This is a genomic window from Trichlorobacter lovleyi (genome assembly GCF_015239775.1).
Taxonomy (GTDB): Bacteria; Desulfobacterota; Desulfuromonadia; order Geobacterales; family Pseudopelobacteraceae; genus Trichlorobacter; species Trichlorobacter lovleyi_B.
Map to the genome: position 1 here is coordinate 2,746,032 of NZ_CP058409.1, position 25,295 is coordinate 2,771,326.

At 57.8% G+C, this 25,295-nt stretch carries 21 protein-coding genes and 1 other RNA gene; 10 read left to right on the forward strand and 12 right to left on the reverse strand.

Annotation, left to right across the window (positions count from 1 at the left end):
• Positions 1-39: 39 nt before the first annotated feature.
• The 3 genes from polA (at position 40) to FY034_RS12635 (ending at position 4,358) form a co-directional block, all read left to right on the forward strand.
• Positions 40-2,709 (forward strand): DNA polymerase I, encoded by a 2,670-nt coding sequence (gene polA, locus FY034_RS12625; protein WP_265551077.1) that lies wholly within the window; start codon positions 40-42, stop codon positions 2,707-2,709.
• A 207-nt stretch (positions 2,710-2,916) separates the two neighbouring features.
• Positions 2,917-3,546 carry a DNA repair protein RecO gene (recO, locus tag FY034_RS12630; protein ID WP_265551079.1) on the forward strand — a complete coding sequence of 210 codons (630 nt, stop codon included), beginning with the start codon at positions 2,917-2,919 and terminating at the stop codon, positions 3,544-3,546.
• 155 nt (positions 3,547-3,701) lie between these two features.
• A complete protein-coding gene (locus FY034_RS12635; RefSeq protein WP_265551081.1) occupies positions 3,702-4,358 on the forward strand; it encodes a hypothetical protein in 657 nt (218 codons plus the stop codon).
• A 3-nt stretch (positions 4,359-4,361) separates the two neighbouring features.
• Here the strand turns inward: FY034_RS12635 and FY034_RS12640 are convergent, their stop codons facing one another.
• The 8 genes from FY034_RS12640 to FY034_RS12675 form a co-directional block, all read right to left on the reverse strand.
• A complete protein-coding gene (locus tag FY034_RS12640; RefSeq protein WP_265551083.1) occupies positions 4,362-5,162 on the reverse strand; it encodes a TonB family protein in 801 nt (266 codons plus the stop codon).
• 140 nt (positions 5,163-5,302) lie between these two features.
• Positions 5,303-5,486, reverse strand: a non-coding RNA gene (gene ssrS / locus FY034_RS12645) — 6S RNA.
• 73 nt (positions 5,487-5,559) lie between these two features.
• The gene (gene aroF, locus FY034_RS12650; RefSeq protein WP_265551084.1) at positions 5,560-6,576 is read right to left on the reverse strand and encodes a 3-deoxy-7-phosphoheptulonate synthase; all 1,017 of its coding nucleotides are present in this window, start codon (positions 6,574-6,576) and stop codon (positions 5,560-5,562) included.
• A 34-nt stretch (positions 6,577-6,610) separates the two neighbouring features.
• Entirely contained in the window at positions 6,611-7,300 is a 690-nt protein-coding gene (locus tag FY034_RS12655) for a Crp/Fnr family transcriptional regulator (RefSeq protein WP_265551086.1), read from the reverse strand.
• 2 nt (positions 7,301-7,302) lie between these two features.
• A complete protein-coding gene (gene tkt, locus FY034_RS12660) occupies positions 7,303-9,300 on the reverse strand; it encodes a transketolase (RefSeq protein WP_265551087.1) in 1,998 nt (665 codons plus the stop codon).
• Positions 9,301-9,325: 25 nt separating this feature from the next.
• Entirely contained in the window at positions 9,326-10,321 is a 996-nt protein-coding gene (thiL, locus tag FY034_RS12665) for a thiamine-phosphate kinase (protein ID WP_265551089.1), read from the reverse strand.
• On the reverse strand, positions 10,318-12,708 hold the full coding sequence (gene lon, locus FY034_RS12670; RefSeq protein WP_416222785.1) for an endopeptidase La: 2,391 nt from the start codon (positions 12,706-12,708) through the stop codon (positions 10,318-10,320). The genes thiL and lon overlap by 4 nt, the downstream gene beginning before the upstream one ends.
• Before the next feature lie 52 nt (positions 12,709-12,760).
• Positions 12,761-13,207 (reverse strand): Hsp20/alpha crystallin family protein, encoded by a 447-nt coding sequence (locus FY034_RS12675; RefSeq protein WP_265551094.1) that lies wholly within the window; start codon positions 13,205-13,207, stop codon positions 12,761-12,763.
• Between the two features lie 190 nt (positions 13,208-13,397).
• On the opposite strand from FY034_RS12675, the gene FY034_RS12680 reads away from it, so the two are divergent.
• Entirely contained in the window at positions 13,398-13,607 is a 210-nt protein-coding gene (locus FY034_RS12680; RefSeq protein ID WP_012470850.1) for a hypothetical protein, read from the forward strand.
• 60 nt (positions 13,608-13,667) lie between these two features.
• Here FY034_RS12680 and FY034_RS12685 read toward each other — a convergent pair whose 3' ends face one another.
• On the reverse strand, positions 13,668-14,807 hold the full coding sequence (locus FY034_RS12685) for a metallophosphoesterase (protein WP_265551098.1): 1,140 nt from the start codon (positions 14,805-14,807) through the stop codon (positions 13,668-13,670).
• A gap of 69 nt (positions 14,808-14,876) precedes the next feature.
• Here FY034_RS12685 and priA point away from each other — a divergent pair, with 69 nt between their 5' ends.
• A complete protein-coding gene (gene priA / locus FY034_RS12690; RefSeq protein WP_265551100.1) occupies positions 14,877-17,153 on the forward strand; it encodes a replication restart helicase PriA in 2,277 nt (758 codons plus the stop codon).
• A 12-nt stretch (positions 17,154-17,165) separates the two neighbouring features.
• On the opposite strand, the gene FY034_RS12695 is transcribed toward priA, so the two are convergent.
• Together FY034_RS12695 and FY034_RS12700 are read right to left on the reverse strand one after the other, a co-directional pair.
• Positions 17,166-18,014 carry a lytic transglycosylase domain-containing protein gene (locus FY034_RS12695; protein ID WP_265551102.1) on the reverse strand — a complete coding sequence of 283 codons (849 nt, stop codon included), beginning with the start codon at positions 18,012-18,014 and terminating at the stop codon, positions 17,166-17,168.
• A gap of 14 nt (positions 18,015-18,028) precedes the next feature.
• On the reverse strand, positions 18,029-19,429 hold the full coding sequence (locus tag FY034_RS12700; RefSeq protein WP_265551104.1) for a sigma-54 interaction domain-containing protein: 1,401 nt from the start codon (positions 19,427-19,429) through the stop codon (positions 18,029-18,031).
• Between the two features lie 298 nt (positions 19,430-19,727).
• On the opposite strand from FY034_RS12700, the gene FY034_RS12705 reads away from it, so the two are divergent.
• The 5 genes from FY034_RS12705 to FY034_RS12725 are packed head-to-tail and all read left to right on the forward strand — an operon-like array spanning position 19,728 to position 24,982.
• On the forward strand, positions 19,728-20,234 hold the full coding sequence (locus tag FY034_RS12705; protein WP_265551105.1) for a chemotaxis protein CheW: 507 nt from the start codon (positions 19,728-19,730) through the stop codon (positions 20,232-20,234).
• A gap of 50 nt (positions 20,235-20,284) precedes the next feature.
• Positions 20,285-22,105: a chemotaxis protein CheA gene (locus FY034_RS12710; RefSeq protein WP_265551107.1), complete on the forward strand. Its 1,821-nt coding sequence runs from the start codon at positions 20,285-20,287 to the stop codon at positions 22,103-22,105.
• Positions 22,106-22,137: 32 nt separating this feature from the next.
• Positions 22,138-22,965, forward strand: coding sequence for a CheR family methyltransferase (locus FY034_RS12715; RefSeq protein ID WP_012470857.1), 828 nt, complete (start codon positions 22,138-22,140; stop codon positions 22,963-22,965).
• Between the two features lie 14 nt (positions 22,966-22,979).
• On the forward strand, positions 22,980-23,873 hold the full coding sequence (locus tag FY034_RS12720) for an HDOD domain-containing protein (RefSeq protein ID WP_265551110.1): 894 nt from the start codon (positions 22,980-22,982) through the stop codon (positions 23,871-23,873).
• A 14-nt stretch (positions 23,874-23,887) separates the two neighbouring features.
• Entirely contained in the window at positions 23,888-24,982 is a 1,095-nt protein-coding gene (locus tag FY034_RS12725) for a protein-glutamate methylesterase/protein-glutamine glutaminase (protein WP_265551113.1), read from the forward strand.
• A gap of 56 nt (positions 24,983-25,038) precedes the next feature.
• Here FY034_RS12725 and FY034_RS12730 read toward each other — a convergent pair whose 3' ends face one another.
• Positions 25,039-25,230: a hypothetical protein gene (locus FY034_RS12730; protein WP_265551115.1), complete on the reverse strand. Its 192-nt coding sequence runs from the start codon at positions 25,228-25,230 to the stop codon at positions 25,039-25,041.
• Between the last annotated feature and the right edge of the window lie 65 nt (positions 25,231-25,295).

The window sequence follows — 25,295 nt, forward strand, 5'->3', positions numbered from 1 at the left end:
CTAAACAACCGAAGTACTATAACAGAAACCGGACACCCCATGACCAACAACACCCTCTATCTGATCGACGGCTCCTCCTACCTCTACCGGGCTTATTTTGCCATCAAACGGCTGTCATCACCCAGCGGCTTTCCCACCAACGCCATCTACGGTTTTACCCAGATGCTGCTGAAGCTGCTGAAGGATTACCAGCCCCAGCACCTGGCCATGGTGTTCGATGTGGGACGGGTGACCTTCCGCACCGAGCTGTACCCGGCCTACAAGGCCAACCGGGCCGAGATGCCGGATGACCTGCGCCAGCAGGTGGGGCCGATCCGTGATCTGGTGCGGGCCTTCAACATTCCGGTGGTGGAGCTGGAGGGGTACGAGGCGGACGACCTGATCGGTACCCTGGCAGCCCGCTGGGAGGCAACCGGCGGCCAGGTGGTGGTGGTGACCGGCGACAAGGATCTGATGCAGATCGTGACTGAGCAGACCACCCTGCTGGACACCATGAAGAACGTGACCTCGGCCATCCCCCAGGTGCATGAGCGTTTCGGCGTGGGACCGGAAGGGGTGATCGACATCCTGGGTCTGGCCGGTGACAGCTCCGACAACATCCCCGGTGTGCCGGGGATTGGCGAGAAGACCGCCATCAAGCTGGTCCAACAGTTTGGCTCCATGGACAGTCTACTGGAACGGGCTGCTGAGGTACCGGGCAAGGTTGGCGAGAAGCTGCGGGAGTTTAGCGAGCAGGCCCGTCTTTCCCGCACCCTGGCCACCATTATCAAGGATGTACCCTATGAGCTGCACCCGGATCAGCTGCTGGCACAGGAGCCGGACAACGAACGACTGAACGAGCTGTTCAAGCTGTACGGCTTCCACACCCTGATCAAGGAGATGACCGCCCAGGCCACCCTGCAGACCGACCAGTACCACTGCATCCTGACAGGCGAAGAGCTGGAACAGCTGGCCCAGCGCCTGGAGGCAGCCTCTGCCTTTGCCTTTGATACCGAGACCACCGGCCTTGATCCACGCACGGCCGAACTGGTGGGGATCTCGATCTCGCTGCAGGCACACGAGGCGTTCTACATCCCGGTGGGACACCGCTATCTGGGGATGCCGGATCAGCTGCCGCGGGAGACCGTGCTGGACCGCCTGCGCCCCGCCTTTGGCAACCCGGCCATCCGCAAGGTGGGCCAGAATCTGAAGTTTGACCTGCAGATACTGGCCACTGCCGGGCTGGAGGTCCAGGGCAGCTGGTGCGACACCATGCTCTGTTCCTACCTGTTAAACCCCTCCCGCGGCGGCCACGGCCTGGATGCCCTGGCCCAGGAGCACCTGAATCACAAGATGATCTCCTACGACGAGGTGACCGGCTCCGGCAAGAACCGGATCTGCTTCAGCGAGGTGGAGGTGGAGAAGGCCACCCGCTACGCGGCCGAGGATGCCGATGCCACCTGGCTGCTGCATGAGAAGCTGCTGCCGATGCTGAAAGAACAGGGGCTGGAGAAGCTGTTGTTTGAGCTGGAGATGCCGCTGATGGAGATCATGACCCGGATGGAACAGCATGGCGTGCTGCTGGATCTGGCCTATCTGGCCGAGCTGGGTAACGGTTTTGGCCAGCGGATGCAGGAGCTGGAAAAGCGGATTATTGAGCTGGCAGGTGGTCCGTTTAACCTCAACTCCCCCAAGCAGCTGGAAGAGGTACTGTTCGAGCGGCTGGGGCTGCAGGCCGGCAAGAAGACCAAGGGCAAGACCGGCCGTTCCACTGACAACGAAGTGCTGACCGGCCTGGCAGAGGAACATGAAATTGCCAAACTGCTGCTGGATTACCGCGGGCTGGCCAAACTGAAGTCCACCTATACCGACGCCTTGGCCAAGCTGACCGACAGGCAGGGCCGTGTCCATACCTCCTATAACCAGGCCGTGACTGCCACCGGACGGCTCTCCTCTTCAGACCCGAACCTGCAGAATATCCCGATCCGCACCGACGAAGGCCGCCGCATCCGCGAGGCGTTTATCGCCCCTGAAGGCAGCTGTATCCTGGCAGCCGACTATTCCCAGATCGAGCTGCGGGTGCTGGCCCATCTGTCCGCTGATCCGGTCTTCTGTGATGCCTTCAGCCAGGATGAGGATATCCATACCCGTACCGCCAGTGAGGTGTTCGGTCTGTTCCCGGAGATGGTGACCAGCGAGATGCGGCGTCAGGCCAAGACCATCAACTTCGGCATCATCTACGGTCAGGGGGCCTTCTCGCTGGCCAAGCAGCTGGGGGTTGCCCGCAACGTGGCTGAGAAGTTCATAGCCGCCTACAAAGAGCGTCACAGTGGGGCGATTGTCTTTCTTGATTCCTGCATCGCCAGCGCAAAAGAGACAGGATATGTCACAACCATCCTGGGACGTAAACTGCCGATTGCCGATATCACCAGCAGCAACGGCAACCTGCGTTCCTTTGCGGAACGCAACGCCATCAACTACCCGATCCAGGGCTCGGCAGCCGATATCATCAAGCAGGCCATGCTGGGGGTGGATCGCGCCATCCGTGCCGAAGGGCTGCAGAGCCGTCTGATCATGCAGGTGCATGACGAACTGGTCTTTGAGGTGCTGGAGACAGAATTGGAGCAGATGCGGGCACTGGTGAACCGGGAGATGTCGCAGGCCGTGGCGCTGAAGGTGCCGTTGAAGGTTGATATTCAGTGGGGAAAAAATTGGAGTGAGGCGCATTAACCTGAAAACGACAGTTGGCGTTCCCCCGGCTTCGCTCCGACGCCCGAAATCTGTAGCTCTAGGGCTCATTTCGCTACAGCCGATAAGCTCGCCCTGCAGGCTCAGACAGTATAGGCTGCTTTACGCTTCATTTTGCCAAGAGCTACAACGATCTACGGGCGAGTCGCTCTCTCGGGGGACCGCCAACTGCCGAATCCAGGATTAATCATGAAATCTGAGCAGTGTCAGGCCATTGTCCTTTCAACCCTCAACTACGGCGAGAGCGACCGGATTGTCTCACTCTTGACCCTGGAACATGGGCGCCTGCGGGGTTTTGCCAAGTCTGCACGGGCCAGCCGCAAGCGGTTTGGCGGACAGCTTGAGCCGGCCAACCGGCTTGCAGTGACCTTGTCCCTGAAGGAAGACGGCCTAAGCAGGATTGAACGGGTCGAACAGAGCAGCTGCTACCCGGAGCTGCGGGAACGACTTGAATCTCTGGCCCTGGCGCTGTATGCTTGCGAACTGGTTGAGACGCTGACCCCGGAAGGGCATCCCCTGCCAAGGCTGTTCAGGCTGTTATCCACACTGTTCGAACACCTGGCAGGCCGGGCCGGATCAGCGGCAGACCGGCGTTTTTTTGAAATAAACCTTCTGAACATCCTGGGCTATCGCCCGGTACTGGATACGGCGGCACTGCAGCCGCTGTCCGATTGCCTGAAGACCGGCAGTTTTGGAAGGGTCCGCTTCACTGACACCGAACTGGAGACAGCAGGACGTTTACTTGACAGGGAGATTGCCGGGCACTGCTCACGTCCGTTAAATAGTCTCGCATTTCTTGAAGATCTGGCAGGTTATTGAAAAACGTTGTGAGGAAGCACGGCTATAAGGCGCACGGCGCACAGCGACTGAGACATAACAGACCGTTAGGCGAAGGAGCGAGCACCGCGCAACGCCGTAGACGGGCTCCGCAATAGTTTTTCAACAGCTTGCCAGGCTGAAGGGGGATAAGATTGATGCAAGGCCTTAAAACAATAGTATGGCTGTCTGCGCTGTTCATGCCGATCCAGGTGTGGGCTGCCCCCGGCTTTGATCTTGACCTGAAGGAACTGAAAAAGCCGTCCGCTCCTCCGGCTGCTGCCAGGAAATCAAAGCCTGTTGTCGCAGCAAAAAAGAAGGTCTCAGCGCAACCGAAACGCTCCGTGAAACCAGCACAACCACCGGCAACGTCACCTGCAGCAGAGCCTGCTGGTGCACCGGTGGCACCGCTCAGCCCATCTGAACTGGCCCTGAAAGCAGGTGATCCCTGCCTGTTGGCCGAGCGGATTGCGGTTGCCGTAGCCCGCTCCGTCCCAGCCGCCACCCTGCTGAACGGTCTGGAACTGCATCCGGTGGCAGCGGTCAGTTATGGTGAGGTGGCAGCACTGGTTACCTGCGGGATTTCGGCTGCAGAGGCCTATACCTATGGGCGCCTGCTTGAGGAACATCAGGTGGAACTGGTAAATATCAGGGGGGATGAAACAGCAGGTCAGACCGCCCGCAAGGTCATCGATGCGCTGGCCCTGCCCTACCGGATTGAAAGCGATAACGCATCAGAGGATGGCACACTGACCTATCTGATGCCGGCATCCCAGGAACGTCAGCGTCCCCTGCGGCTGACCCTGCAACCCTAGCCGTCAACGCAATCGGCTGCGGGCATTTCCGTACTGAAAAAAGGCGATCAGGTTGAATTCGTCCTTGCCATAGGTCTTGGGAAAGTTCCCCATCGGTCCGATCAGACGCAGTGTCCTGAACACCTCATCATCAAGAACCCGGCTGCCGGAACTTTCCAGCAACTGCACCTTTACGATCTCACCGTTTCTGTTAAAGGTGATCTTGACCGGTGTCACCCCTTCAATGCCCTTCAATGCCGCTTCCTGCGGATAGCGCCAAACGCCATAGACCGCCGTCTCAAAACGTCTCAGAAACGAGCCGAACTGGATATCGTCGGTATTCAGAAACCGGGTGGTACCATCGTCAATGTCGTCGGCAAACCGCCGACGGTAGTTTTCCTCCAGGCGCGCCATCCGGCTGGCACTGGGGGCCAGATTGGGCTGTTGCTTGGTGCCTCCGCCGCCGCCAGTTCCGGTCTGCTGCTGTGGTTTGCGACGCAACAGCTCATTGGCAGAGCTGCTCGCTTCCGATGGCTTGGCAGGCGGCCCGGCCTGACCGGGGCGTCCCGGCGATCCGGCAGACGGTGCCCTGGCTGATTGACGTGGGGATGTTTTTTTAGCAGACGGAGGTACCGGCGTTGCAAGCCGGGGAGCTGTTTCTCTGGCTACACGGCGCCGCTGGTCTGACGGCCGTGCCTTTGGGACTGTCTGTTGGGGAGGCGGGGTCTTGAGATCCGGCACATCCTGCAGATCAATGAAGGTCGGCTCCGAGATCTGCTGGCGCTGCTCTTTGGGCCAGAAATACAACGCTGCAAAGCCTGCCACGTGCAGCACAATTGAAATGAGCAGCAGGTACAGAAACGTCTTTTCGACATACTGATCTGACGACAACCCTCTGGCCAGGGGTACATCCTCCCGAAAACTGGAGAGGGGATGCTTAAAATCCGCATCCCCTCTCGTTGTTTCGTCTCTCCGCTCTGACGTTGACCTTAAAAGGTCCTCTGGCGAGTTCCTTCACAGATGGGTCTCAGTATGCCGCTTCAGGCAAATCCCACAGACAGAGGGCAGCACACCACGGCAGGGAACGATCCCCGTTTCAACAAGTATTCCGCCCGGGCGCTACAGGTACAACGGGCAGAGCAGAGAGCAATTGATTACGTTTTTATCCTAGACCCAGCAGACATTTTTTTCAAGCGCTTTGTTCCGGTGTCAGCGTCTGAAATCAACCGCAGCAGCTCAGGCAGTTCTGCAGTTTTTTCAGATCCGCCATCAAGGCCTCAAAGCCGGGAAAGGTGAGGGATTGAGGGCCGTCGGACAAGGCCTTTTCGGGCTCGGGATGCACCTCTACCAATACACCGTGGGCACCGGCCACCAGGGCGGCCTTGGACATCGGGGTGACCAGGCTGCGTTTGCCGGTGGCATGGGAGGGGTCAACCATGACCGGCAGGTGAGTCAGTTCCTTGACCAGCGGCACCATGGCCAGGTCAAGGGTGTTGCGGGTGGCGGTCTCAAAGGTGCGGATGCCGCGTTCGCAGAGTATGACCTGTTCATTCCCTTCGGCCAGGATGTATTCGGCGGCGGCCAGAAATTCTTCGATGGTGGCGCTCATGCCGCGCTTGAGCAGGATCGGTTTTCTGATTCTGCCCAGTTCCCGCAGCAGGTCAAAGTTCTGCATGTTGCGGGCACCAACCTGTAACAGGTCGGCATAGTCGGCCACCAGGGCGACGTTGTCGGGGCTCATGACTTCGGTGACGATCGGCAGGCCGGTGGCTGCACGGGCCTTGGCCAGCAGCTTCAGTCCTTCTTCCCGCAGCCCCTGGAAGGTGTGGGGGCCGGTACGGGGTTTGAAGGCACCGCCCCGCAGCAGGTCAGCACCGGCCTGTTTGACAAAACGGGCGGTGGTGAGGATCTGTTCTTCCGATTCTACGGCGCAGGGACCACCCACCACCACCGGACGTTCTCCCTCGCCGATCTTGACGCCGGCCACGTCAACGATGGTGTTGTCAGGGTGGAAGTCGCGGGAGACCAGTTTGTACGGCTTGGAGACATGGATCGCCTGTTGTACGCCGGGCAGGTCGCGGATCTTGCTGTCATCCACGTAGCCTTTGTTGCCCAGGACGCCGATGGCGGTCCGCTCTCCACCGGGAATCGGGGCTGCGGTGAATCCCATCCCGCTGACCGTCTCAATAACCTTGTCTATATCTGCCTGGCTGGCGGTGTGGCTCATTACGATCAACATTACATCCCCCTCAATCCCCTTTGTACGGGGAAGACTACTGCTGCCTGTTTGCCAGTTGTTGCAGGCGATCCATCTGCAGAATGGTCACCTTACGCCCCTCCAGCTCGATCACGCCTTCCTCCTTCAACTTGCGGAAGGTACGGGAAACGGTCTCGTTGGCGGTACCCAGCTGGGCGGCCAGTTCGCCTTTTTTAATCCCCAGTTCCAGGTAGGTGATACCGTTGTAGCTGGTTGACTTTTCCGCTGCCCGTTTGACCAGAAACGATGCCAGCCGGGAGGCGACATCCGCAAAGGTCAGCTCTTCTATCTGACGGGCAAAACGGCGCAGTGAAAGCGAAAGAGAAACCACCAGATTCAAGGCGAACTGGGGATTTTTCTCCATCAGGTTCAAAAAACCCTGCCTGGGCAGGAACAACGCCTCTCCTGCCTCGAGAGCTCGGGATTCAGCCGGGTAGCGTCCATCACCAAAAAAGGCTGCCTCGGCAAAGGTCTCGCCGGGACGGACAAAATGCAGCACCTTTTCCCGTCCATCCGGTGAGACGCGGCACAGCTTGAGATGCCCTTCCACCAGCAGATAAAAACCGGTGGCCTCGTCACCTTCACTGAACAGCGTCTCTCCTTTGGCAAAACTGCGCCGCACCGTAATGGCTGCCAGTGATGCCAGGTCAGCGTCGTTCAGACCTGAAAACAGCAGCGATTTTTTCAGCAGCGGGATCAGTTCCATGGCTACTTCAGAAACCCTGCCACCTTGTCAGCCACTTTTGCGGGGGTCAGGCCGAACTGTTCAGCCAGGATCTCCGCCGGTGCGGATGCACCAAACTGCTCCCAGCCGATGAACAGGCCTTCTTCCCCCAGCAGCTTGCCAAAGGACTCACCACGGCCAGCCTCGAGGGCTACCCGCTTGACCCCTTTGGGCAGTACCGATGCGCGGTATTCAGCTGATTGAGCCGTGAAGGTGCCCACATCCGGCATTGAAACCACCCGTGCTGCGATCCCTTTGTCGGCCAGCAGCTTGGCGGCATCCAGGGCAAGGGAAACCTCTGAACCGGAGGCCATCAGCACCACCGCCGGATTGGCAACATCCGCCAGCACATAGCCGCCCATCAACGGCAGGGTCTGGTCAGCGCCTGCCATACGGGGCAGCAGCGGCAGCTTCTGACGGGTCAGGATCAGGGCGGTCGGGCCATTGTGATACTTGATGGCGGCATACCAGGCCAGGGCGGTCTCAACGGCATCAGCAGGACGGATCACCTGCAGACCGGGGATCAGCCGCAGGGAGGCGGTATGCTCGATCGGCTGGTGGGTCGGTCCATCTTCACCAACGGCATAAGAGTCATGGGTAAAGATGTAGACCACCTGCTGCTGCATCAGGGCGGACAGGCGTACGGCCGGACGGCAGTAGTCGGAGAAGACCAGGAAGGTGGCACCGTAGGGGATGAAGCAGCCGTAGAGTGCCATGGCGTTACAGACCGCCCCCATGGCATGTTCGCGGATACCGAAGTGCAGGTTGCGGCCGCCAAAGGCGTCTGCCTGTACCGAGCCGCCCCCTTTGATGTCACTGTTGTTTGAAGGGGACAGGTCGGCCGAGCCACCGGCAAGGGCCGGAAGCAGGGCGGCTGCCTTCTGCAGTACGGCACCGGACAGTGAACGGGTGGCGCCATCCTTGCCGGCAACCGATGCCAGCAGTTCCTCAGCCAGATTCTCAGGCACCTGCTTCTGCCACATGGCATCCCACAGGGTAGCTTTTTCCGGATTGGCAACCCGCCAGGCGGCGAAACCCTGCTGCCAGGCATCGTACTCAGCCTTCAGCTCAGCCACGCGGGCGGCGCACTGGGCGGCAACATCTCCGGGCACGGTGAACGGCTTCTCAGTCCAGCCCAGGTTGGCACGGGTGGCCTCGATCTCATCCTTGCCCAGCGGCGAACCGTGGGCGCCGGAAGAGTCCTGCTTGTTGGGGGCACCATAGGCGATATGGGTGGTGGCAATGATCAGCGAAGGCTTGCCGGTCTCGGCAATACCGTTCTGCAGGGCAGCGCTGACCTGATCGTGGTCATGGCCATCCACGCTCTGAATATGCCAGCCGGCTGCCTCAAAGCGTTTGGCAACATCCTCTGACCAGGCCAGGTTGGTCTTGCCTTCAATGGTGATGCTGTTGCTGTCATAGAGATAGACCAGGTTACCCAGCTTGAGGTGGCCAGCCAGGGCGGCTGCCTCATAGGCGATCCCTTCCTGCAGGTCGCCGTCCCCCACAATGGCAAAGACCCGGTGGGTAATGGGTGAGAAATCAGGGGTATTGAACCGTTCGGCAGCCATCTTGGCAGCCAGGGCCATGCCAACACCATTGGCCACCCCCTGCCCCAGAGGACCGGTGGTTACCTCAACGCCGGGGGTATGCCCGAACTCCGGGTGACCGGGAGTCTTGCTGCCCCACTGACGGAAGTTTTTCAGCTCTTCCATGGAAAGATCAAAACCGAACATATGCAGTAGCGAGTAGATCAGCATGGAACCATGACCGGCGGAGAGGATGAAACGGTCACGGTTGGCCCAGGCAGTATCGGCAGGATTGAACTTCAGCACGCCGCCCCACAGGGCAACCGCCATATCAGCTGAGCCCATCGGCAGGCCGGGGTGGCCTGAATTGGCCTTTTCAACAGCATCAGCAGCAAGAAGACGGATCGTATTGGCGCAGCGCAGAGCCTGCTGGGCAGTAAGCGGGGTGGACATCGGTACAGCTCCTTTCAAATGGTCATCAAAAATGGGTATAGCCGGAAGCGGATGGCTGGAAGTGTGTTCCATCAGACAGGATGGCATGCACCTGTCTTGAGTTGGTCACTTTACCAATAACCGTGACCTGAATGCCAGCAGTTTTTGCCAATTGCCGGATGGCGGCACGATTGTCGGCAGGGGCAGTAAAGCAGAGCTCGTAATCCTCCCCGCCACTGATGACAAGCGGCCAGGGAAAGACAGACTGTGTGCTGCTGCAGGAATGCAGGGTTGGAGAAAGGGGAAGCTGTCCAAGCAGGACCTCGGCGCCGCAAACGGACTGTTCACAGATATGCCCCAGGTCAGCCAGCAGGCCGTCGCTGATATCGATCATGGCATTGACCAGACCGGCCTCAGCCAGCTTCAGCCCCAGCTCACAGCGCGGAGTTGGATTAAGTTGACGCAACAAGAGTGGATCATGCACACCGCCCAGCCGGGTCCCTTCCATCAGCAACTGCAACCCCAGGGCAGCATCTCCCAGAGAACCGCTGACCCAGATATCATCACCGGGCTGAGCACCGCTCCGTTTCAGAATCAGTTCCGGGCGTTGCTCCCCCATGATGGTAACCGAGACCGTCAGCCCCCCCTTTGAACCGCAGGTATCACCGCCGGCCAGGATGCAGTTGTGCTCACAAGCCAGCTCTGCCAGACCATCCAGAAAGCCTTCAATGATTTCAGACGAAAATCCTGACGGGATCGCCAGAGAGAGAAAGAACCAGCGGGGGATGGCCCCCATGCTGGCCAGATCGGAAAGGTTGACTGCCAGGGACTTGCGTCCCAGCAGCCGTGCCGGGCCAAAGCCCAGATCAAAATGGACCCCCTCGGCCAGCAGATCAGTGGAGACAACCACCTGCCTGCCGGCAGAGGGGGAGAGCAGCGCGGCATCATCGCCGATTCCCAGTTCAGGCGCAGTGGGCTGGGGGAAGCGGGCGCGGATATGATCAATCAGACCAAATTCGCCAAGCTCTGCCAGACCTTTCACGCTGAGATTTCTTTACTCGGTCTGACCACCACCTTGGGGGTGGCCGCTTTCGTCTTGGCTTTCGGAGCGGGGATCGGAAACTTCTCAAGGGCCAGCTTCAGCACCTCGTCGATCTCCTTGACCGGCACGATTTTGACCTTCTTCTGCATCGCTTTCGGGATATCTTCCAGGTCTTTCCGGTTCTGTTCCGGAATGATGACCATCTTCATACCGGCCCGTACCGCTGCCAGGATCTTCTCCTTCAGTCCGCCGATCGGCAGCACCTTACCCCGCAAGGAAAACTCGCCGGTCATGGCCACATCCTTGCGCACCGGCACCTTGGTCAGCACCGAAACCAGGGCGGTGACCATGGCGCAACCTGCAGAAGGCCCATCCTTGGGCACGGCGCCGGCAGGGACATGCACATGGATCTCATTTTCCTGGAACCAGTCCGGGTTGATATGGAACTCACTGCCATGGGAGCGGATATAGGCCAGGGCTGCCTGGACCGATTCCTTCATCACGTCACCCAACTGGCCGGTCAGGGTCAGCCCCCCCTTGCCTGCCATGGTGGTGGCCTCAATATGCAGCACTTCACCCCCCACCGAGGTCCAGGCCAGACCGTTGACCACGCCGACCTCGTTCTTGTCCATCTCATCCTCACGCAGGAACTTGGCCGCCCCCAGGAAGGTAGCCACTGCGGCAGGAGTGATCCTGATCTGGCGCTTGTGCCCTTCAGCAATCTTGCGGGCCACTTTGCGGCAGACATTGCCGATCTCACGCTCCAGGTTCCTTAAGCCCGCCTCGCGGGTGTACTTGGCGATGATCTCCTTGAGCGCCTCTTCTTCAAACTGAATATGCTTGGCCTTGAGACCGTTGTCCTTCAGCTGGCGCGGCACCAGGTAGCGGGTGGCGATCTCCAGTTTTTCCTCTTCAGTGTAACCGGGGATGTTAATGACCTCCATCCGGTCAAAGAGGGCCGAGGGGATCGGGTCACTAAGATTGGCCGTGGCCACAAACAGTACGTTGGAGAGGTCGTAGGGCAGGTTGACATAGTGATCCGAAAAGGTGTTGTTCTGCTGGGGATCAAGCACCTCCAGCAGGGCAGCCGACGGGTCACCCTTGTAGTCGTAGCCCAGCTTATCCAGCTCATCCAGCATGAAAACCGGGTTTTTGGTGCCGGCCTGCTTCATCCCCTGGATAATCCGGCCCGGCAGCGCCCCCAGATAGGTACGGCGGTGGCCGCGAATCTCAGCCTCATCACGCACGCCGCCAAGGGAGATACGGACGAACTTGCGGTTCAGCGCCCGTGCAATGGATTTGCCCAGGGAGGTCTTGCCCACGCCGGGAGGCCCTACAAAACAGAGGATCGGCCCCTTCATCTGCTTGTTGAGCTTGCGCACGGCCAGAAACTCAAGAATCCGCTCTTTGACCTTATCCAGATAGGAATGGTCTTCATCCAGGATCTTCTTGGCGCGGAGAATATCCAGCGAATCACGGGTGGTCTTTGACCAGGGGATCTCGATCAGCCAGTCCAGGTAGGTACGGATAACCCCGGCCTCGCCGGAGTCACCATGCATCCGCTCCAGCCGCCCCAGCTGTTTCAGGGCCTCTTTCTGCACATTTTCAGGCATCTTTGCTGATTCAATGGACTTGCGCAGTTCTTCCAGCTCTTCCTTGCCGTCGTGGTCGCCAAGCTCCTGCTGGATCGCCTTCATCTGCTCCCGCAGGTAGTATTCCTTCTGATTTTTACCCATTTCCTCACGGGCGGCATTCTGGATCTGGGCCTGTACCGAGAGCATCTCGTGCTCACGGGCCAGCAGGTCATTCACCTTGGTCAGACGTCTGACCGGGTCTTCAATCTCAAGCAGCATCTGGGCTTCGGACAGTTTCAGCCCCAGGTTGCTGGCAATCAGGTCGGCCATACTGCCGGGATCGGTAATATTCTCCAGGATGACCATCACCTCGGGCGAGATCTGCTTGCCCAGCTCGGCAATCTTGGCCAGCTGCTCCCGCACGGTACGCATCAGGGCCTCGGTCTCCAGGTTATCCACTGCTGCCGGTTCAACCAGGCGCTCGATCCGTACGGTATGGAACGGCTTGAACTCGACAAACTCGGTGATCTTGGCCTTGACCAGCCCCTGCACCAGAATCTTGACCCGCCCGTCCGGCAGTTTCAGCATCCGCATGATCATGGCCACGGTACCGACGTTGTAGATCTTGTCCGGGGTCGGATCTTCATCACCAATGTCATGCTGGGTCGCCAGCATGATCATCCGGTCACCGGCCAGGGCCTGATCGACCGCCTTGATCGACATCTCACGGCCTACAAAGAGCGGAATGATCATAAAGGGATAAACCACGACATCACGGATCGGCAGCAGCGGTAACAGTTCCGGTATCCGCAGTTCCTCTTCTGCCACGATGGCGGGTTCGGTAGTTGTATGTTCCTGATCTGACTTACTCACGAGCTAACTCCTTAATCAAAATACGACGTTCGCGTCCCTTGGGACAGATGATGCGCAAGACCCCGCGGCTGTACTCGGCATGGATATGGGTGGGATCAACCAGGTCCGGCAGCCTGACGGTGCGGCGCAGCCGGCCGAAGTGGCGCTCAAGACAGAGATACCGGACCTGATCACGCGGGGGTTCAGACAGCTTCTCCACCTGGATTACGCAGACCATGCCACGTTGCGTCAGACTGATATGCTCAGGACTGATACCGGGCAGATCAAACTCCAGCACGAGATCACGGTCGGTTTCATAAATATCCATGGCAGCGTTCAGGCTCCCCTCATCCTCAGCGGCCAGCCGCGGGTCAAGGGTACGCATGAGAGAGCGCATCTCATCAAGATGCCGGTTGTACTGCCCTGCAAACGACGGTTTCCTGCCCCCGGAATGTGGCATGGTGTCACCTGTTACTAGCTGATAAAGAAAACAAAAACAGACTGGTATGGTATCTTTTCAAAGATGTAACCATTCCACTGCTGAAAGTCAAGCTGCAGCCCCAAATGCAGCAACGAAAAAGTCGTTGACATTTACTGCCGCTTTACAGGAAAGTCAGCCTATTCTTTACTAAACAAGGAGTTGTTTTAATATGGAACTGAAAACAAAAATCTGGATGACCGGATCATTGGACTGGTTCGGCTTTATTGATGACGAAGAGGTCTTTCTGGGGCACCGCAACTTCCCGAACCCGCCGGAAGAAGGGGATGCCTGGACCTGCGAAAGTGGTGACATGTTCAAGATTATTGATGGTGAGATCAAGAAGGTCGGCCATACCGAGCCACCAAAAAAATACTGGTAATACCGGTTCCAGCACGTGCCGTTCCCTAACCCGTCCTGTTGCAAGCGCCAGCAGGACGGGTTATTTTTTATCAGGTTCCAGATCAATCACCGTCAGTTCCGGCGGGGCAAGAAATCTGATCGGCGGCCCCCAGGTGCCGGTACCGCGGCTGACATACAGACGGCTGTCACCCGCCAGCCGGTTCATCCCGGCCCGTACCGGAAAATTAAGCCAGGTCAGCAGATTAAACGGAAAGATCTGCCCCTTGTGAACATGCCCGGAAAGCTGCAGATCAAACTGTCCGATACTGTGCGGTTCCACCACCGGGCGATGCTTCAGCAGCAGCACAAACCGCTCATGGGGTATAGTGCCCAAAAGTTGCCTTTCATCAGCGGTCCCGCTTTTTCCAAACCGTTTGGCTGCAGGGTCATCCACCCCCACCAGGGCCAGATGTTCGCCGACCAGCATGGCTTGATCCTGCAGCAGACGAAAACCTGACAGCTCCAGAAACCGGCGGGACGAGCCGAGACCGGCGTAATACTCATGGTTACCCAGCACAGCCACCATCCCCAGCGGCGGTTGCAATGCGCGCAGCATCTGCGAAACGCCATCCAGATGACTGATATGGCCGTCGACGACATCACCGGTGGCAACCACCAAATCAGGTTGCAGCCCTTGCAGTACCGTCACAAGTTGCTGCACCTGACGCGGGCCGACAATCAGGCCGATATGCAGGTCCGAGATCTGGGCAATCCTCACCCTGGCTGCCCCTCCGGGCAGTTTGGAACTTGCCACGCGCTGATATTCAACCTTCAGGTTGCCCGCCTCAAACCAGCCGTAGACGCTGATCAGCAGAGCCAGACCAAAACAGCAGAGAAAGCCGGGACGGGGTGCGAGCAGCGCGACATCCGGCAGCCGCAAGAAGAAATGGGCAGACCAATACAGCAGTCGCAGCAGCTCCAGCAGCACTGACAGGCAAACAAACAAAAACAGCAGCCCCATCCAGCTGTAACCGACGTAGGCAGCCAGAGATGCAGCAGTTGTCTGCCCTTCCCGCTCCAACAGACGGCTCAATACCGGCGCAGCCACCATCAGCAGGCACCAGCCGACCGGGAACGGCCACCAGCTCTTCAGGACCGGAAAGGCCTGAAGCAGTCGCAGCGCAAACCAGGTGTGGGCTGCACCGTAGATCATCAGAAAAACAAGCAGAAACAGGGTCATGGTTTTCTGGTTCCCCCCACCACTTTCCGCTTGTCACCAAGCCGTGGCTGAAAGATACTGCTCGTCATCGTGACTACCACAGAGACCGGACATACTCAACAAAATCAGACCATAGCCGACAAACAGCCCGTTACTGTTGAGGTTGTTGTTCCGCTCCCCCTGGATACCACCTTTCACTACCGGGTGCCTGAGGCGCTTGTCGCCCGGACGAGACCGGGGCTGCGCGTCTTTGTCCCGTTTGGCAGACGCAAGCTAACCGCCTACGTGCTCCGCTTCAGCACACCACCGGAGGGGCAGCAGCTGAGGGATCTGCTGGATGTACTGGACCCTGAACCGCTTTGGACCGAGGCAGAACTGGCTTTCTTTCACTGGATTGCCGAGTACTACCTGCACCCCCTGGGCGAGGTGTTCAAGACCGCCCTGCCGACCGGCATCAACCTGCAAAGCCGTAGCAGCGCTGACGGTGAGGCGGTAAGCGGCGGCAAGAAGGTCCGACACGAACGGATCTTCAGCGCACTGCCTGTTGATGCCCCTGCCAGGCTCAGGGGTAAAGGGCTGGACATCCTCGCTTTTCTGCGCCAGTCCGGACCGGTTTCAACAGCAGAACTTAAGGCTCGCTTTGGTGAATGCAGCCCCAACCTGCGACGGTTGGTGGAGCTTGGGCTGATCCGGATGAACGAACGTGAGGTCTACCGCGACCCCTTTGCCGGCCTGACCGTGGCAAAAGACTCGCCAAAACCGCTGACCCTGTACCAGCAACAGGCCCTGACAACCATCCTGACGGCCCTGGACGGTAACGGTTTTGCCCCGTTTCTGCTGCATGGCATTACCGGCAGCGGCAAGACCGAAGTCTATCTGCAGGGGATCGCCCACACCCTGGCGGCCGGCAGGAACGCCCTGGTGCTGGTACCGGAGATATCCCTGACCCCCCAGCTGGTACAGCGCTTTCGTGCCCGCTTCTGCGATGGCATTGCCGTACTGCACAGCGCCCTTTCCGATGGCGAACGCTATGACGAATGGCGCCGCATCCGGCGCGGTGAGGTGCGGATCGTGATCGGTGCCCGTTCAGCCATCTTTGCCCCGCTGGAGCGGATCGGCATTATTGTGGTGGATGAGGAACATGAGGCCTCCTTTAAACAGTCGGACGGTCTGCGTTACAATGCCCGCGACCTGGCCCTGGTACGGGGGCAGCAGGAACAGGCCGTGGTGCTGCTGGGCTCAGCCACACCTCTGATCACCACCCGCTTTGCAGCCCAGCAGGGGAAGCTGGGCTACCTGTCGCTACCGGAGCGGGTTGGTAACCGTCCCTTACCTGCAACCAGCATCATCAACACCCGCATGACGGCCGAATCACCGCTGTCCCCCCAACTGATCGAGGCGCTGGCAGACAACCTGGAACGGGGTGAGCAAAGCCTGCTGTTTCTGAACCGGCGCGGCTTTGCCAGCTGGCTGGTCTGTCCCGCCTGCGGGGCTGACCTGCAATGTCCCAACTGTTCAGTCTCCCTGACCTACCACCGCCAGCGCAGAAAGAGCCTCTGCCATTACTGCGACTATCAGGTGCCGGCCCCCTGCATCTGCCCTGCCTGCGGCGAACTGGAACTGAAAGAGATGGGGGTAGGCACCGAACGGATCGAGCATGAACTGCAGGAACGGTTCCCGGATGCGCGGATCGCGCGGATGGACAGTGACACCACCAGCGGCAAGGGCGGCCACGCCCGGATACTGGACAAGGTTGGACGCGGCGAGGTGGATATCCTGGTGGGCACCCAGATGATCGCCAAGGGACACGACTTTCCCGGTGTGACCCTGGTCGGCGTACTCCAGGCGGAAGGCAGTCTCTATCTGCCGGACTTCAGGGCAACGGAACGGACCTTTCAGGTGCTTTCACAGGTGATAGGGCGGGCTGGCCGGGGAGAGCTGCCGGGGCGGGTACTGCTGCAGGCGATGACACCGGATCACTACGGGATTGCCTACGCAGCTGCGCATGACTTTGAGAGCTTCTATCAGGAAGAACTGCTGTTCCGGCAGGAGTTGAACTACCCACCTTTTGGCTTTCTGGCGGCAATCAAACTTTCAGCCACCAGTGAAATGAGTCTGACCACAGCGGCCGAGCAGTCAGCCACGGTACTGCGTGCCATTAAAAACAGGTTGGGGTTGCGGGTTGAAATCCTGGGACCGGCACCGGCGCCGCTCTACCGTTTGCGGGGGCGTTTCCGCCAGCAGATTCTTTTGAAGGACGCCAGCCGGGCGGCACTGCGCCGCCTGCTCATCGCCTACCGCCGGGAGCAGTCCCTGCCGGCGACCGTCAGGATGGCAATTGATATCGATCCGGTGGACCTGTTGTAAGGCAGACCGCTATCAGGCAGTAAATGCCGAATAGTATTGCTTCACCTTTACCAGATACTCCCGGGTCTCGCGGGGAAGGCGGTCCGGCCTGCGATCCACGTTGCCCGGCCCCCAGTTATAGGCTGCCAGGGCAGAATCAAGGTCGCCATTATATCTGTCCAGCAACCCTTTTAAAAACCGGGTTCCCGCCATCACATTCTGCTCCGGATCAAAGGAATTACTGACCCCCAACCCGCGGGCCGTGGCAGGCATCAGCTGCATCAAGCCCTGCGCCCCGGCAGAGGAGACCGCACGAGGGTTAAAGTTGCTCTCGGCCTTGATGACCGCCTTGATTAATCCGGCATCAACGCCATAGCGTTGTGAAGCCTTGCTGATGGTCTGTTCAATAGCACCTGATTGCGATGCATCAGACAAACGGGAGGCACGGCGTTCCACCTGCTCCGGGGCCCTGGGACCGGGTTCAACTTCCTGTTCCGGTACTGCCTGTCTGTTCGTTTGGCCCGCAGGACGGGTTGCAGCGTCGGCCAGATTTGCCAGATAGCTGTTCAGGGGTGAAATGGTCGAAGCCGCTCCGGAAGCAGACAAAGAGGCAAGGGGCAGTGCCGCAGTGCCATCGGCCTCGTGCTGGTCTGCCAGCAGTTCCAGCGAACTGCGCAAGCTGGTTAGCTGCAGCAACTCGGCCGCATGCTGTACCGCCTCGGGCGATGCCTCCGCAGGTACCGTGCCGCGGTCAATGGCGGCATCCAGCCGATCCGAAAACCGGGACGAGACCGTGCTTGTAGTCTGCTCTGCTGCCGGACGGGACTGTTCCCGCAGCATGCTCTGCAATAACGACATGGTCTGGGTTGCATTGATCGACATACGTACCTCCCCGTTCAGGGGAACTGCAGGTTTTTCTTCTTAAGCTTCTCAATCAGGGTCGTCCGTTTCAGGTTCAGAAGGGCGGCGGCCTCTTTCTTGTTACCGCCGGTACGGTGCAGGGCCTGCATGATCAGGCCGTTCTCAAAGGCATCAACGGCACTGTTCAGACAGATTCCTTCAGGCGGCAGCTCCTTGCCGACAGGGACAGAACCGGAAACCGACTGCGGCGGCGGCACAACCGTACGGGGGGCCAGGTATTTTTCCGGCAGATCATCCACCGTGATAAACCCGCTTTCCTTCATGGTGATCATCCGCTCCACCAGATTTTCAAGCTCCCGCACATTGCCCGGCCAATCGTAGTTACAGAGCATCTCAAGCGCCTCGCGGGTAAAGCCTTTGACCAGACGCCGGCGATCACGGTTAAACTGCCCCTGGAAGTGATTGATCAGCAGCGGAATATCTTCACGCCGGTCCCGCAGGGGAGGAATCGTAATCGGGATCACTGAAAGCCGGTAGTAGAGATCCTCCCTGAAGTCACGGGTCGCCACCTGTTCATCCAGATTCTTGTTGGATGCGGCAATAATCCGGACATCCACCTTCTGGGAGCGGGTTGATCCAACCGGCTCAAACTCCTTGGCCTGCAGCACCCGCAGCAGTTTGACCTGCAGGGTCGCCTTCATATCACCAATCTCATCCAGAAACAGGGTGCCCTTGTCCGCCATCTCAAAGCGGCCGACCCGGTTGGCATAAGCGCCGGTGAACGACCCTTTCACATGCCCGAACAGCTCACTCTCCAGCAGGTCATCCGGAATAGCGGCGCAGTTAACCGGCACAAAATTTTTGCTGCTCCGGCTTGAAAGCTGGTGTATTGCCCGAGCTGCAAGTTCCTTGCCGGTTCCGGACTCCCCCTGAATCAGGACCGTCGCACTGGATTCTGCGACCTTCTCAATCATCTCAAACAGATTAAGCATCTGACGGCTTCTGCCAATGATGGTGGAGCAAAGAAAATGAGGGTACTCGTCAACCGGCTGCTCCGGCATCCGGACTTTCAGGGCCTGGTACTCCAGGGCCCGCATCACCACGCTTTCAAGCTCATCAAGGTTAAGCGGCTTGGGCAGAAAAATCAGCCGTTCGTCATGGGGCAGTGTACGGGCAGCGTCAGATTGGGCATAGACGATCGCCACCTGTTCGGGGTCAACCTGCCAGATCTGCTGCAGTGCATCAGCGGATCTGGCAAACAGCGAGACCAGGTCGGCAACCAGTATCCGCGGTGATGTTGTCCGTGCCGTGTCAAAAAGATCCGCATTATCATCGAGAATATCGGTCTCGTAGCCTTTATATGTCAGAAAAGCTGACACAAGATCACGGGTTTTACGATCACCATCCAGCACTCTGAACGAGCTTTTCATAGTCATAACAACCCCTTAAACTTAACAAAGCATATTTCGCCCTGAGTAGGGGTATAGTATACGGCGCAACCAGTCCCTATGTCAATAAACTGACCCACGTCTTCAGATGAACAATTTGTACTATGAAGCAACCGATAATAAAAACAAACATTCTGTTCGCCTCAAGCTTGCACCGCTACGGCTTGCATGATACATATACACGATCTCAACCTGTGTCATGTCAGGTGATAGAAGCATATCCGTATCTGTATGTAATCAGTCGTACAAATTAACCTTAAAAGTCAGATCCAGAAGGAGGTTGTCCATGTCCAATGCCCTAGTGCCGATGAACGCCAACGAGGCACGCGCTGGTGACCATGGTGAACTGATTCAGTTGGTCAGCTTTAACCTGGACAACGAAGAATATGGCGTTGACGTCCTGAAGGTGCGTGAAATCATCAGAATGCCCAGTATCACACGGGTACCCAACACCCCTCACTATGTTGAAGGTGTGATCAACCTGCGTGGCAAGGTTATTCCGATCATCAACATGCGGCGCCGTTTTGGCCTGGTTGAGGTGGAATACGACAAACAGACCCGCATCATGGTCATGGATGTTGAAGGAGAGCTGATGGGCTTTATCGTGGATGCCGTTTCAGAGGTAATCCGGATATCCAGCAGCGAAATCCAGCCCTCCCCGGCCGTCGTAACCAGCGGTATTGATCAGGAATGCATTGCCGGTGTGATCAATCAGGCCGAGCGCTTACTGGTTCTGCTTGATCTGCAGAAGATGTTCTCCCAGGATGAGCGCCAGCTTTTCGGCACTTTGTAACAACATGCGCTGTTACCTTTCACTACCATCTCAGCACGGCGAGGTGAGCAATGCCCATTGATTGTGAAGACCAGGAACTTCTTGAAGGATTTCTGGCAGAAACGACTGAACTTCTGGAGAAGCTCGACGACGACCTGATTGCGTTGGAAAAGTCTTCTGATGACCCGGAGCTGATGAACCGGATCTTTCGCTCCATCCACACCGTAAAAGGCGCATCCAGCTTTTTGGGATTCGATCTGCTGGTTCGGGTCACCCACAAAACCGAGGACGTCCTGAATCGCCTCCGCAAGGGTGAACTGCAGCTGACCTCAGAGATCATGGATGTCGTGCTTGAGGCGACAGACCTGGTTAAGACACTGGTGGCAGATATCAAGGGCGGCGAAATCGTTGATCGCGAGATCAACGAGACCATCAACAAACTGATCCCCCTGCTTACCGAGCAGCCGGCAGCCCCGGCTCAACCGGCGGCAACGGAGCCCCCGGCAACAACCGTGGCAGAGGAACAGCCGGCGGCAGCCGAAACACCGGCGGCACAGCCGGAACCGCCACCTGCCGCACAACCTGCGCCGGCAGCGGCAATGCCTCCCGCGCCGGCCCGCCCTGCCCCTGAAGCTGCTAAAAAACCGGCCCCTCCAAAGGGCGGGGAAAAAGGCGGCGACGACCTTTCCGACAACACCACCGTCCGGGTCGATGTCAAGCGCCTTGACGATCTGATGAACCAGGTCGGCGAGCTGGTACTGGAACGCAACCGAATGATCCAGCTCAATCAGGATCTGCAGGGCGGCACCTCGGACCACATCCTGTTCAGTGAAGAGTTCGGCAAGCTGGCAAAACGGATGAATTTTGTCACCTCGGAGCTGCAGATGCAGGTCCTGAAGATGCGGATGATCCCGGTGGAAAAGGTCTTCAAGAAGTTTCCCCGCATTGTCCGTTCCCTGGCCCGCGACCTCGGCAAAGAGGTGGATCTGCAGATCTTTGGCGAAGAGACCGAACTTGACCGCTCTGTTGTTGATGAAATCGGCGACCCCCTGATCCACCTGATCCGCAACGCCATGGACCACGGTCTGGAAACGCCGGAGGAGCGGATGGCAGCCGGAAAACCGCGCACCGGCACCCTGGTGCTTGCCGCAGTACATGAAGGCAACTCAATCATTATCAGCATCAAGGATGACGGCCGCGGGATTGATACGGAACGGGTCGGACGCAAGGCAATTGAAAAGGGTCTGATTACCGAAGACCAGTTGGCTGCCATGAGCCAGCGTGAGATGTTCGACCTGATCTTCCTGCCGGGCTTTTCAACCAAAGACAAGGCATCCGACCTGTCGGGACGCGGCGTCGGCATGGATGTGGTCAAGACCAACATCAAAAAACTGAACGGCCTGATTGAGATCAAGAGTGAAAAAGGGATGGGATCAGAGTTTATCCTGCGCCTGCCCCTGACCCTGGCCATCATTCAATCGCTGCTGGTCGAGGTCGAGGGTGAGATCTACTCTATTCCACTGGCCTCGGTGCTTGAGACCCTGCGGGTTGATCAACGGGAGTTTCACGTGATTGGCGGCCAGGAAGTTCTTAAACTGCGCGATATGGTGCTGCCGCTGGTCCGGTTGGAGCAGGTCTTCAACGTCAGGCGTAGCCGTGAACAGGATAACTTCTGCTACATCGTCGTGATCGGTTCTGCGGATAAACGGGTTGGTCTGGTGGTAACCCGCCTGGTGGGACAGCAGGAAGTGGCCATCAAGTCACTGGGCAAGTACCTGGCCAATGTCACCGGTATTGCCGGCTCAACCATTCTGGGGGATGGACGGGTTGCCTTGATTGTTGACCCGGTCGGCATGGTTGATGGCGGCGAAGGGGCGTCCGGCGGGCGCTAAAGCATCAGCTTAACACGAAAGAGGGACGTAACGTGGCTATATCTGATAAGGATTTCGAACTACTACGAGACTTTATTTATAATCTGTGCGGGATGTACTTCCACACCACAAAAAAATATTTCCTTGAAAGCCGTCTTACCAAACGGATGGAGGCCACCGGCACCAAGAGCGCCATGGATTATTACGGCCTGCTCAAATCCCCCCGTGGTGGTGAAGAACTGCGTTTTCTGCTTGATGAAGTCACCACGAACGAAACCTACTTCTTCCGCTGTGTGCCTCAATTGAACGCCATTGAGACCAAATTCCTGCCGGAGATCGTTGAAGCCAAAGGCAAAATGGGGTTCCGGAAACTGAGAATCTGGTCTGCCGCCTCCTCATCCGGCGAAGAGGCCTACACCCTGGCCATGATCCTGCTGGAAAAGCGTGCCACCATCCTCAAGGACTGGATCATCGAGATCATCGGTACCGACATCAACGAGACCGTGGTTGCCCAGGCCAAAGAGGGGATTTACAACGCCTACTCGGTCCGTAACGTGCCGGATCTGTACAAGAAGAAATATTTCAAGGAGGATGCCGGCAAGTTCATCCTCTCACCGGATGTCAAAAAATTTGTCACCTTCAACAAGATGAACCTGTACGATGACACCAAGATGGTCTTCATGAAGAGCTTCGACTTCATCTTCTGCGCCAACGTCCTGATTTACTTTGACCTCGCGTCAAAATCAAAGGTTGTACAGCACTTTTACAACAACCTGCAACCCTACGGATACTTCTTTGTTGGCCAGTCCGAATCCCTTCACGGCGTAAATGACAAGTTCAAGACCGTTCATTTTCCAGGCGGTTTTGGTTATAAGAAATAGCGGGGGATCCCACGATGGATAAACAGGCAATGTTGGAAACAGCCCGCCAGATGGTGGCCAAGATCGATGACCTGCCCACGATTCCGGTTGTGGCAACCCAGGTACTGCAGCTGCTTGACGACCCGGATGTCAATGTAGACAAGGTGGCAGACCTGATGCTGACCGATCAGGTCATGACCGCACGGGTCATGAAGATGGTCAATTCACCCATCTATCGTCCCTCCCAGGAAATCACCTCGCTCAAGCGTGCACTGGTCTACCTTGGCATTCGTCATATCAAGGAAATCGCCCTGACCTCCTCGTTCATCAGCGCCTTTGAAGACAAGGGTGGCGTGATTGACATCAGCACCTTCTGGGCCCATGCCTTCGGCGTCGGCATGGTATCCAAGATCATTGCCGAAAAAATCCGCTACGCCGACATTGAGAAGGCCTATCTCGCAGGTATTGTGCATGATATCGGCGAAGTGGTGCTGAGTTACTATCAGCCCGAGACCTTTGCCCAGATTCTGACGACCATCAAGACCCGTCCGGTACGTCTGATTGATCTGGAGCAGGAGGCGTTCTCGACCACCCACAACGAAATCGGCTACTGCATCGCAGAAAAATGGAATTTTCCTGAGGCCTACCGTGAAGTGATCCTGTACCACCACACCCCGCGTGAGGCCAGCAATGATCCGGTGTTGTGTGCTATTGTCAACCTGGCGGACCTGTTCTGTTCGGTCAGGGACCTCTACTATGGCGGCAATGTCTGGGCCAGTTTCAACCTGTCTGAAGAGGAAGGCTGGGCCATACTGAAAGAGCAGCACCCGAACCTTGCACAGCTTGATATTGAACGGTTCTGCTACGAGCTGGATGATGCCGTACCTGATGTCAAAGAGCTGGTAGCGTCCATATTTTCCAAGGAATAACCAACGGAGGCATGATGTTTTCTCCAACGTCGGGTAGCAAGACCCGTGTTCTGATTGTTGATGATTCATCCTTCATGCGGATGGCGATTCGTGGCATTCTGGTCAAAGAGCCCTCCATCGAGGTCGTCGGCACAGCCAGTGACGGGGTTGAGGGGGTTGAAAAGGCAATTGCCCTGAAACCCGACCTGATCACCATGGACGTTGAAATGCCGCGTATGGACGGGATTTCTGCGTTGAAACAGATCATGGCCAAGGCCCCCACCAAGGTCCTGATGGTTTCCACCCTTACCAACGAAGGGGCCAAGGCAACCTTTGAGGCGCTGGACGCCGGGGCGTTGGACTATATCCCTAAAAACGTCACCGATTCATCCGATGCCCAGAACATCTTCCGTGATGAACTGCTCAAAAAGGTTCGTGAAGCGACCCGTTCCCGCATCCTGCGTCCGGCAAGCGGTTTGAGCATGCCCCGTCCGGGCACGCTGGCTGCGCCGCCCCCCCGGGCAGCCGTCAAGACCTCAAAGATCCATTCCAAAAAAATCACCCATGTCGGCATCGGCGCCTCAACCGGCGGTCCGGTGGCACTGCAGGAGGTCATCTCCCGCATCCCGATGAACTTCCCCTACGGTATCGTGGTGGCGATCCACATGCCCAAGGCCTTTACCGGTCCCTATGCCGACCGCCTGAATGCCAAGTGTTCCATCACGGTCAAAGAGGCGGTTGATGGTGAAGCGATCAAACCGGGTACCATCCTGATCGCGCCCGGAGGCATGCATACCCAGGTGGTACGCGGCGCCGGCGGCCTGGTGGTCAAGACAGCTCCGACCTCGGCCTACCCCCAGTATGTCTATATCCCTTCCGTAGACCTGATGATCTCTTCCATGGCAGAGGCCACGGCAGGCTCCATGCTGGGGGTGGTCTTAACCGGCATGGGCAATGATGGTTTCAAGGGGATGCAGTTGCTGAAACAAAAAGGAGGAGTGACCCTGGTACAGGATGAAGCAACCTCGACCATTTACGGCATGCCCAAGGCCTGTGTGGATGGCGGGGTGGCTGATGAAGTGCTGCCGCTGGGACAGATCGGCTACGAGATTGGCAAGTTCATGGGCTAGCCAGATCCCGTTATACAGCAACAAAAAGGCGGCCAGCTGAGAACTGGCCGCCTTTTTTATCTTTGGGCATACACCACCAGCCCTTTGGCACTGCTGTCCACCCGGCAGTTGGAGTAGCCCAACCGTTTCAGGCGCCGCAGGACAAAAAAGGCAGCGACCTTATGCACATCAGGCAGGATCAGAGGGAAGTGATCCGTGGGCAGATCGGTCATCGCCCGCCAGGTTGCTTTAAAGGAATAGTTTTGCATGTTTTCTACCGTTTCACCTTGAACTGAAACGAGGATTTTTTATCATGGGTCTGGAAGAAATTCCG

Coding starts and splice junctions, on each gene's coding strand:
- polA (WP_265551077.1), top strand. CDS start 40: ATGACCAACAACACCCTCTATCTGATCGACGGCTCCTCCTACCTCTAC.
- recO (WP_265551079.1), top strand. CDS start 2,917: ATGAAATCTGAGCAGTGTCAGGCCATTGTCCTTTCAACCCTCAACTAC.
- FY034_RS12635 (WP_265551081.1), top strand. CDS start 3,702: ATGCAAGGCCTTAAAACAATAGTATGGCTGTCTGCGCTGTTCATGCCG.
- aroF (WP_265551084.1), bottom strand. CDS start 6,576: ATGTTGATCGTAATGAGCCACACCGCCAGCCAGGCAGATATAGACAAG.
- FY034_RS12655 (WP_265551086.1), bottom strand. CDS start 7,300: ATGGAACTGATCCCGCTGCTGAAAAAATCGCTGCTGTTTTCAGGTCTG.
- tkt (WP_265551087.1), bottom strand. CDS start 9,300: ATGTCCACCCCGCTTACTGCCCAGCAGGCTCTGCGCTGCGCCAATACG.
- FY034_RS12675 (WP_265551094.1), bottom strand. CDS start 13,207: ATGCCACATTCCGGGGGCAGGAAACCGTCGTTTGCAGGGCAGTACAAC.
- FY034_RS12680 (WP_012470850.1), top strand. CDS start 13,398: ATGGAACTGAAAACAAAAATCTGGATGACCGGATCATTGGACTGGTTC.
- FY034_RS12685 (WP_265551098.1), bottom strand. CDS start 14,807: ATGACCCTGTTTCTGCTTGTTTTTCTGATGATCTACGGTGCAGCCCAC.
- FY034_RS12695 (WP_265551102.1), bottom strand. CDS start 18,014: ATGTCGATCAATGCAACCCAGACCATGTCGTTATTGCAGAGCATGCTG.
- FY034_RS12700 (WP_265551104.1), bottom strand. CDS start 19,429: ATGACTATGAAAAGCTCGTTCAGAGTGCTGGATGGTGATCGTAAAACC.
- FY034_RS12705 (WP_265551105.1), top strand. CDS start 19,728: ATGTCCAATGCCCTAGTGCCGATGAACGCCAACGAGGCACGCGCTGGT.
- FY034_RS12710 (WP_265551107.1), top strand. CDS start 20,285: ATGCCCATTGATTGTGAAGACCAGGAACTTCTTGAAGGATTTCTGGCA.
- FY034_RS12720 (WP_265551110.1), top strand. CDS start 22,980: ATGGATAAACAGGCAATGTTGGAAACAGCCCGCCAGATGGTGGCCAAG.
- FY034_RS12725 (WP_265551113.1), top strand. CDS start 23,888: ATGTTTTCTCCAACGTCGGGTAGCAAGACCCGTGTTCTGATTGTTGAT.
- FY034_RS12730 (WP_265551115.1), bottom strand. CDS start 25,230: ATGCAAAACTATTCCTTTAAAGCAACCTGGCGGGCGATGACCGATCTG.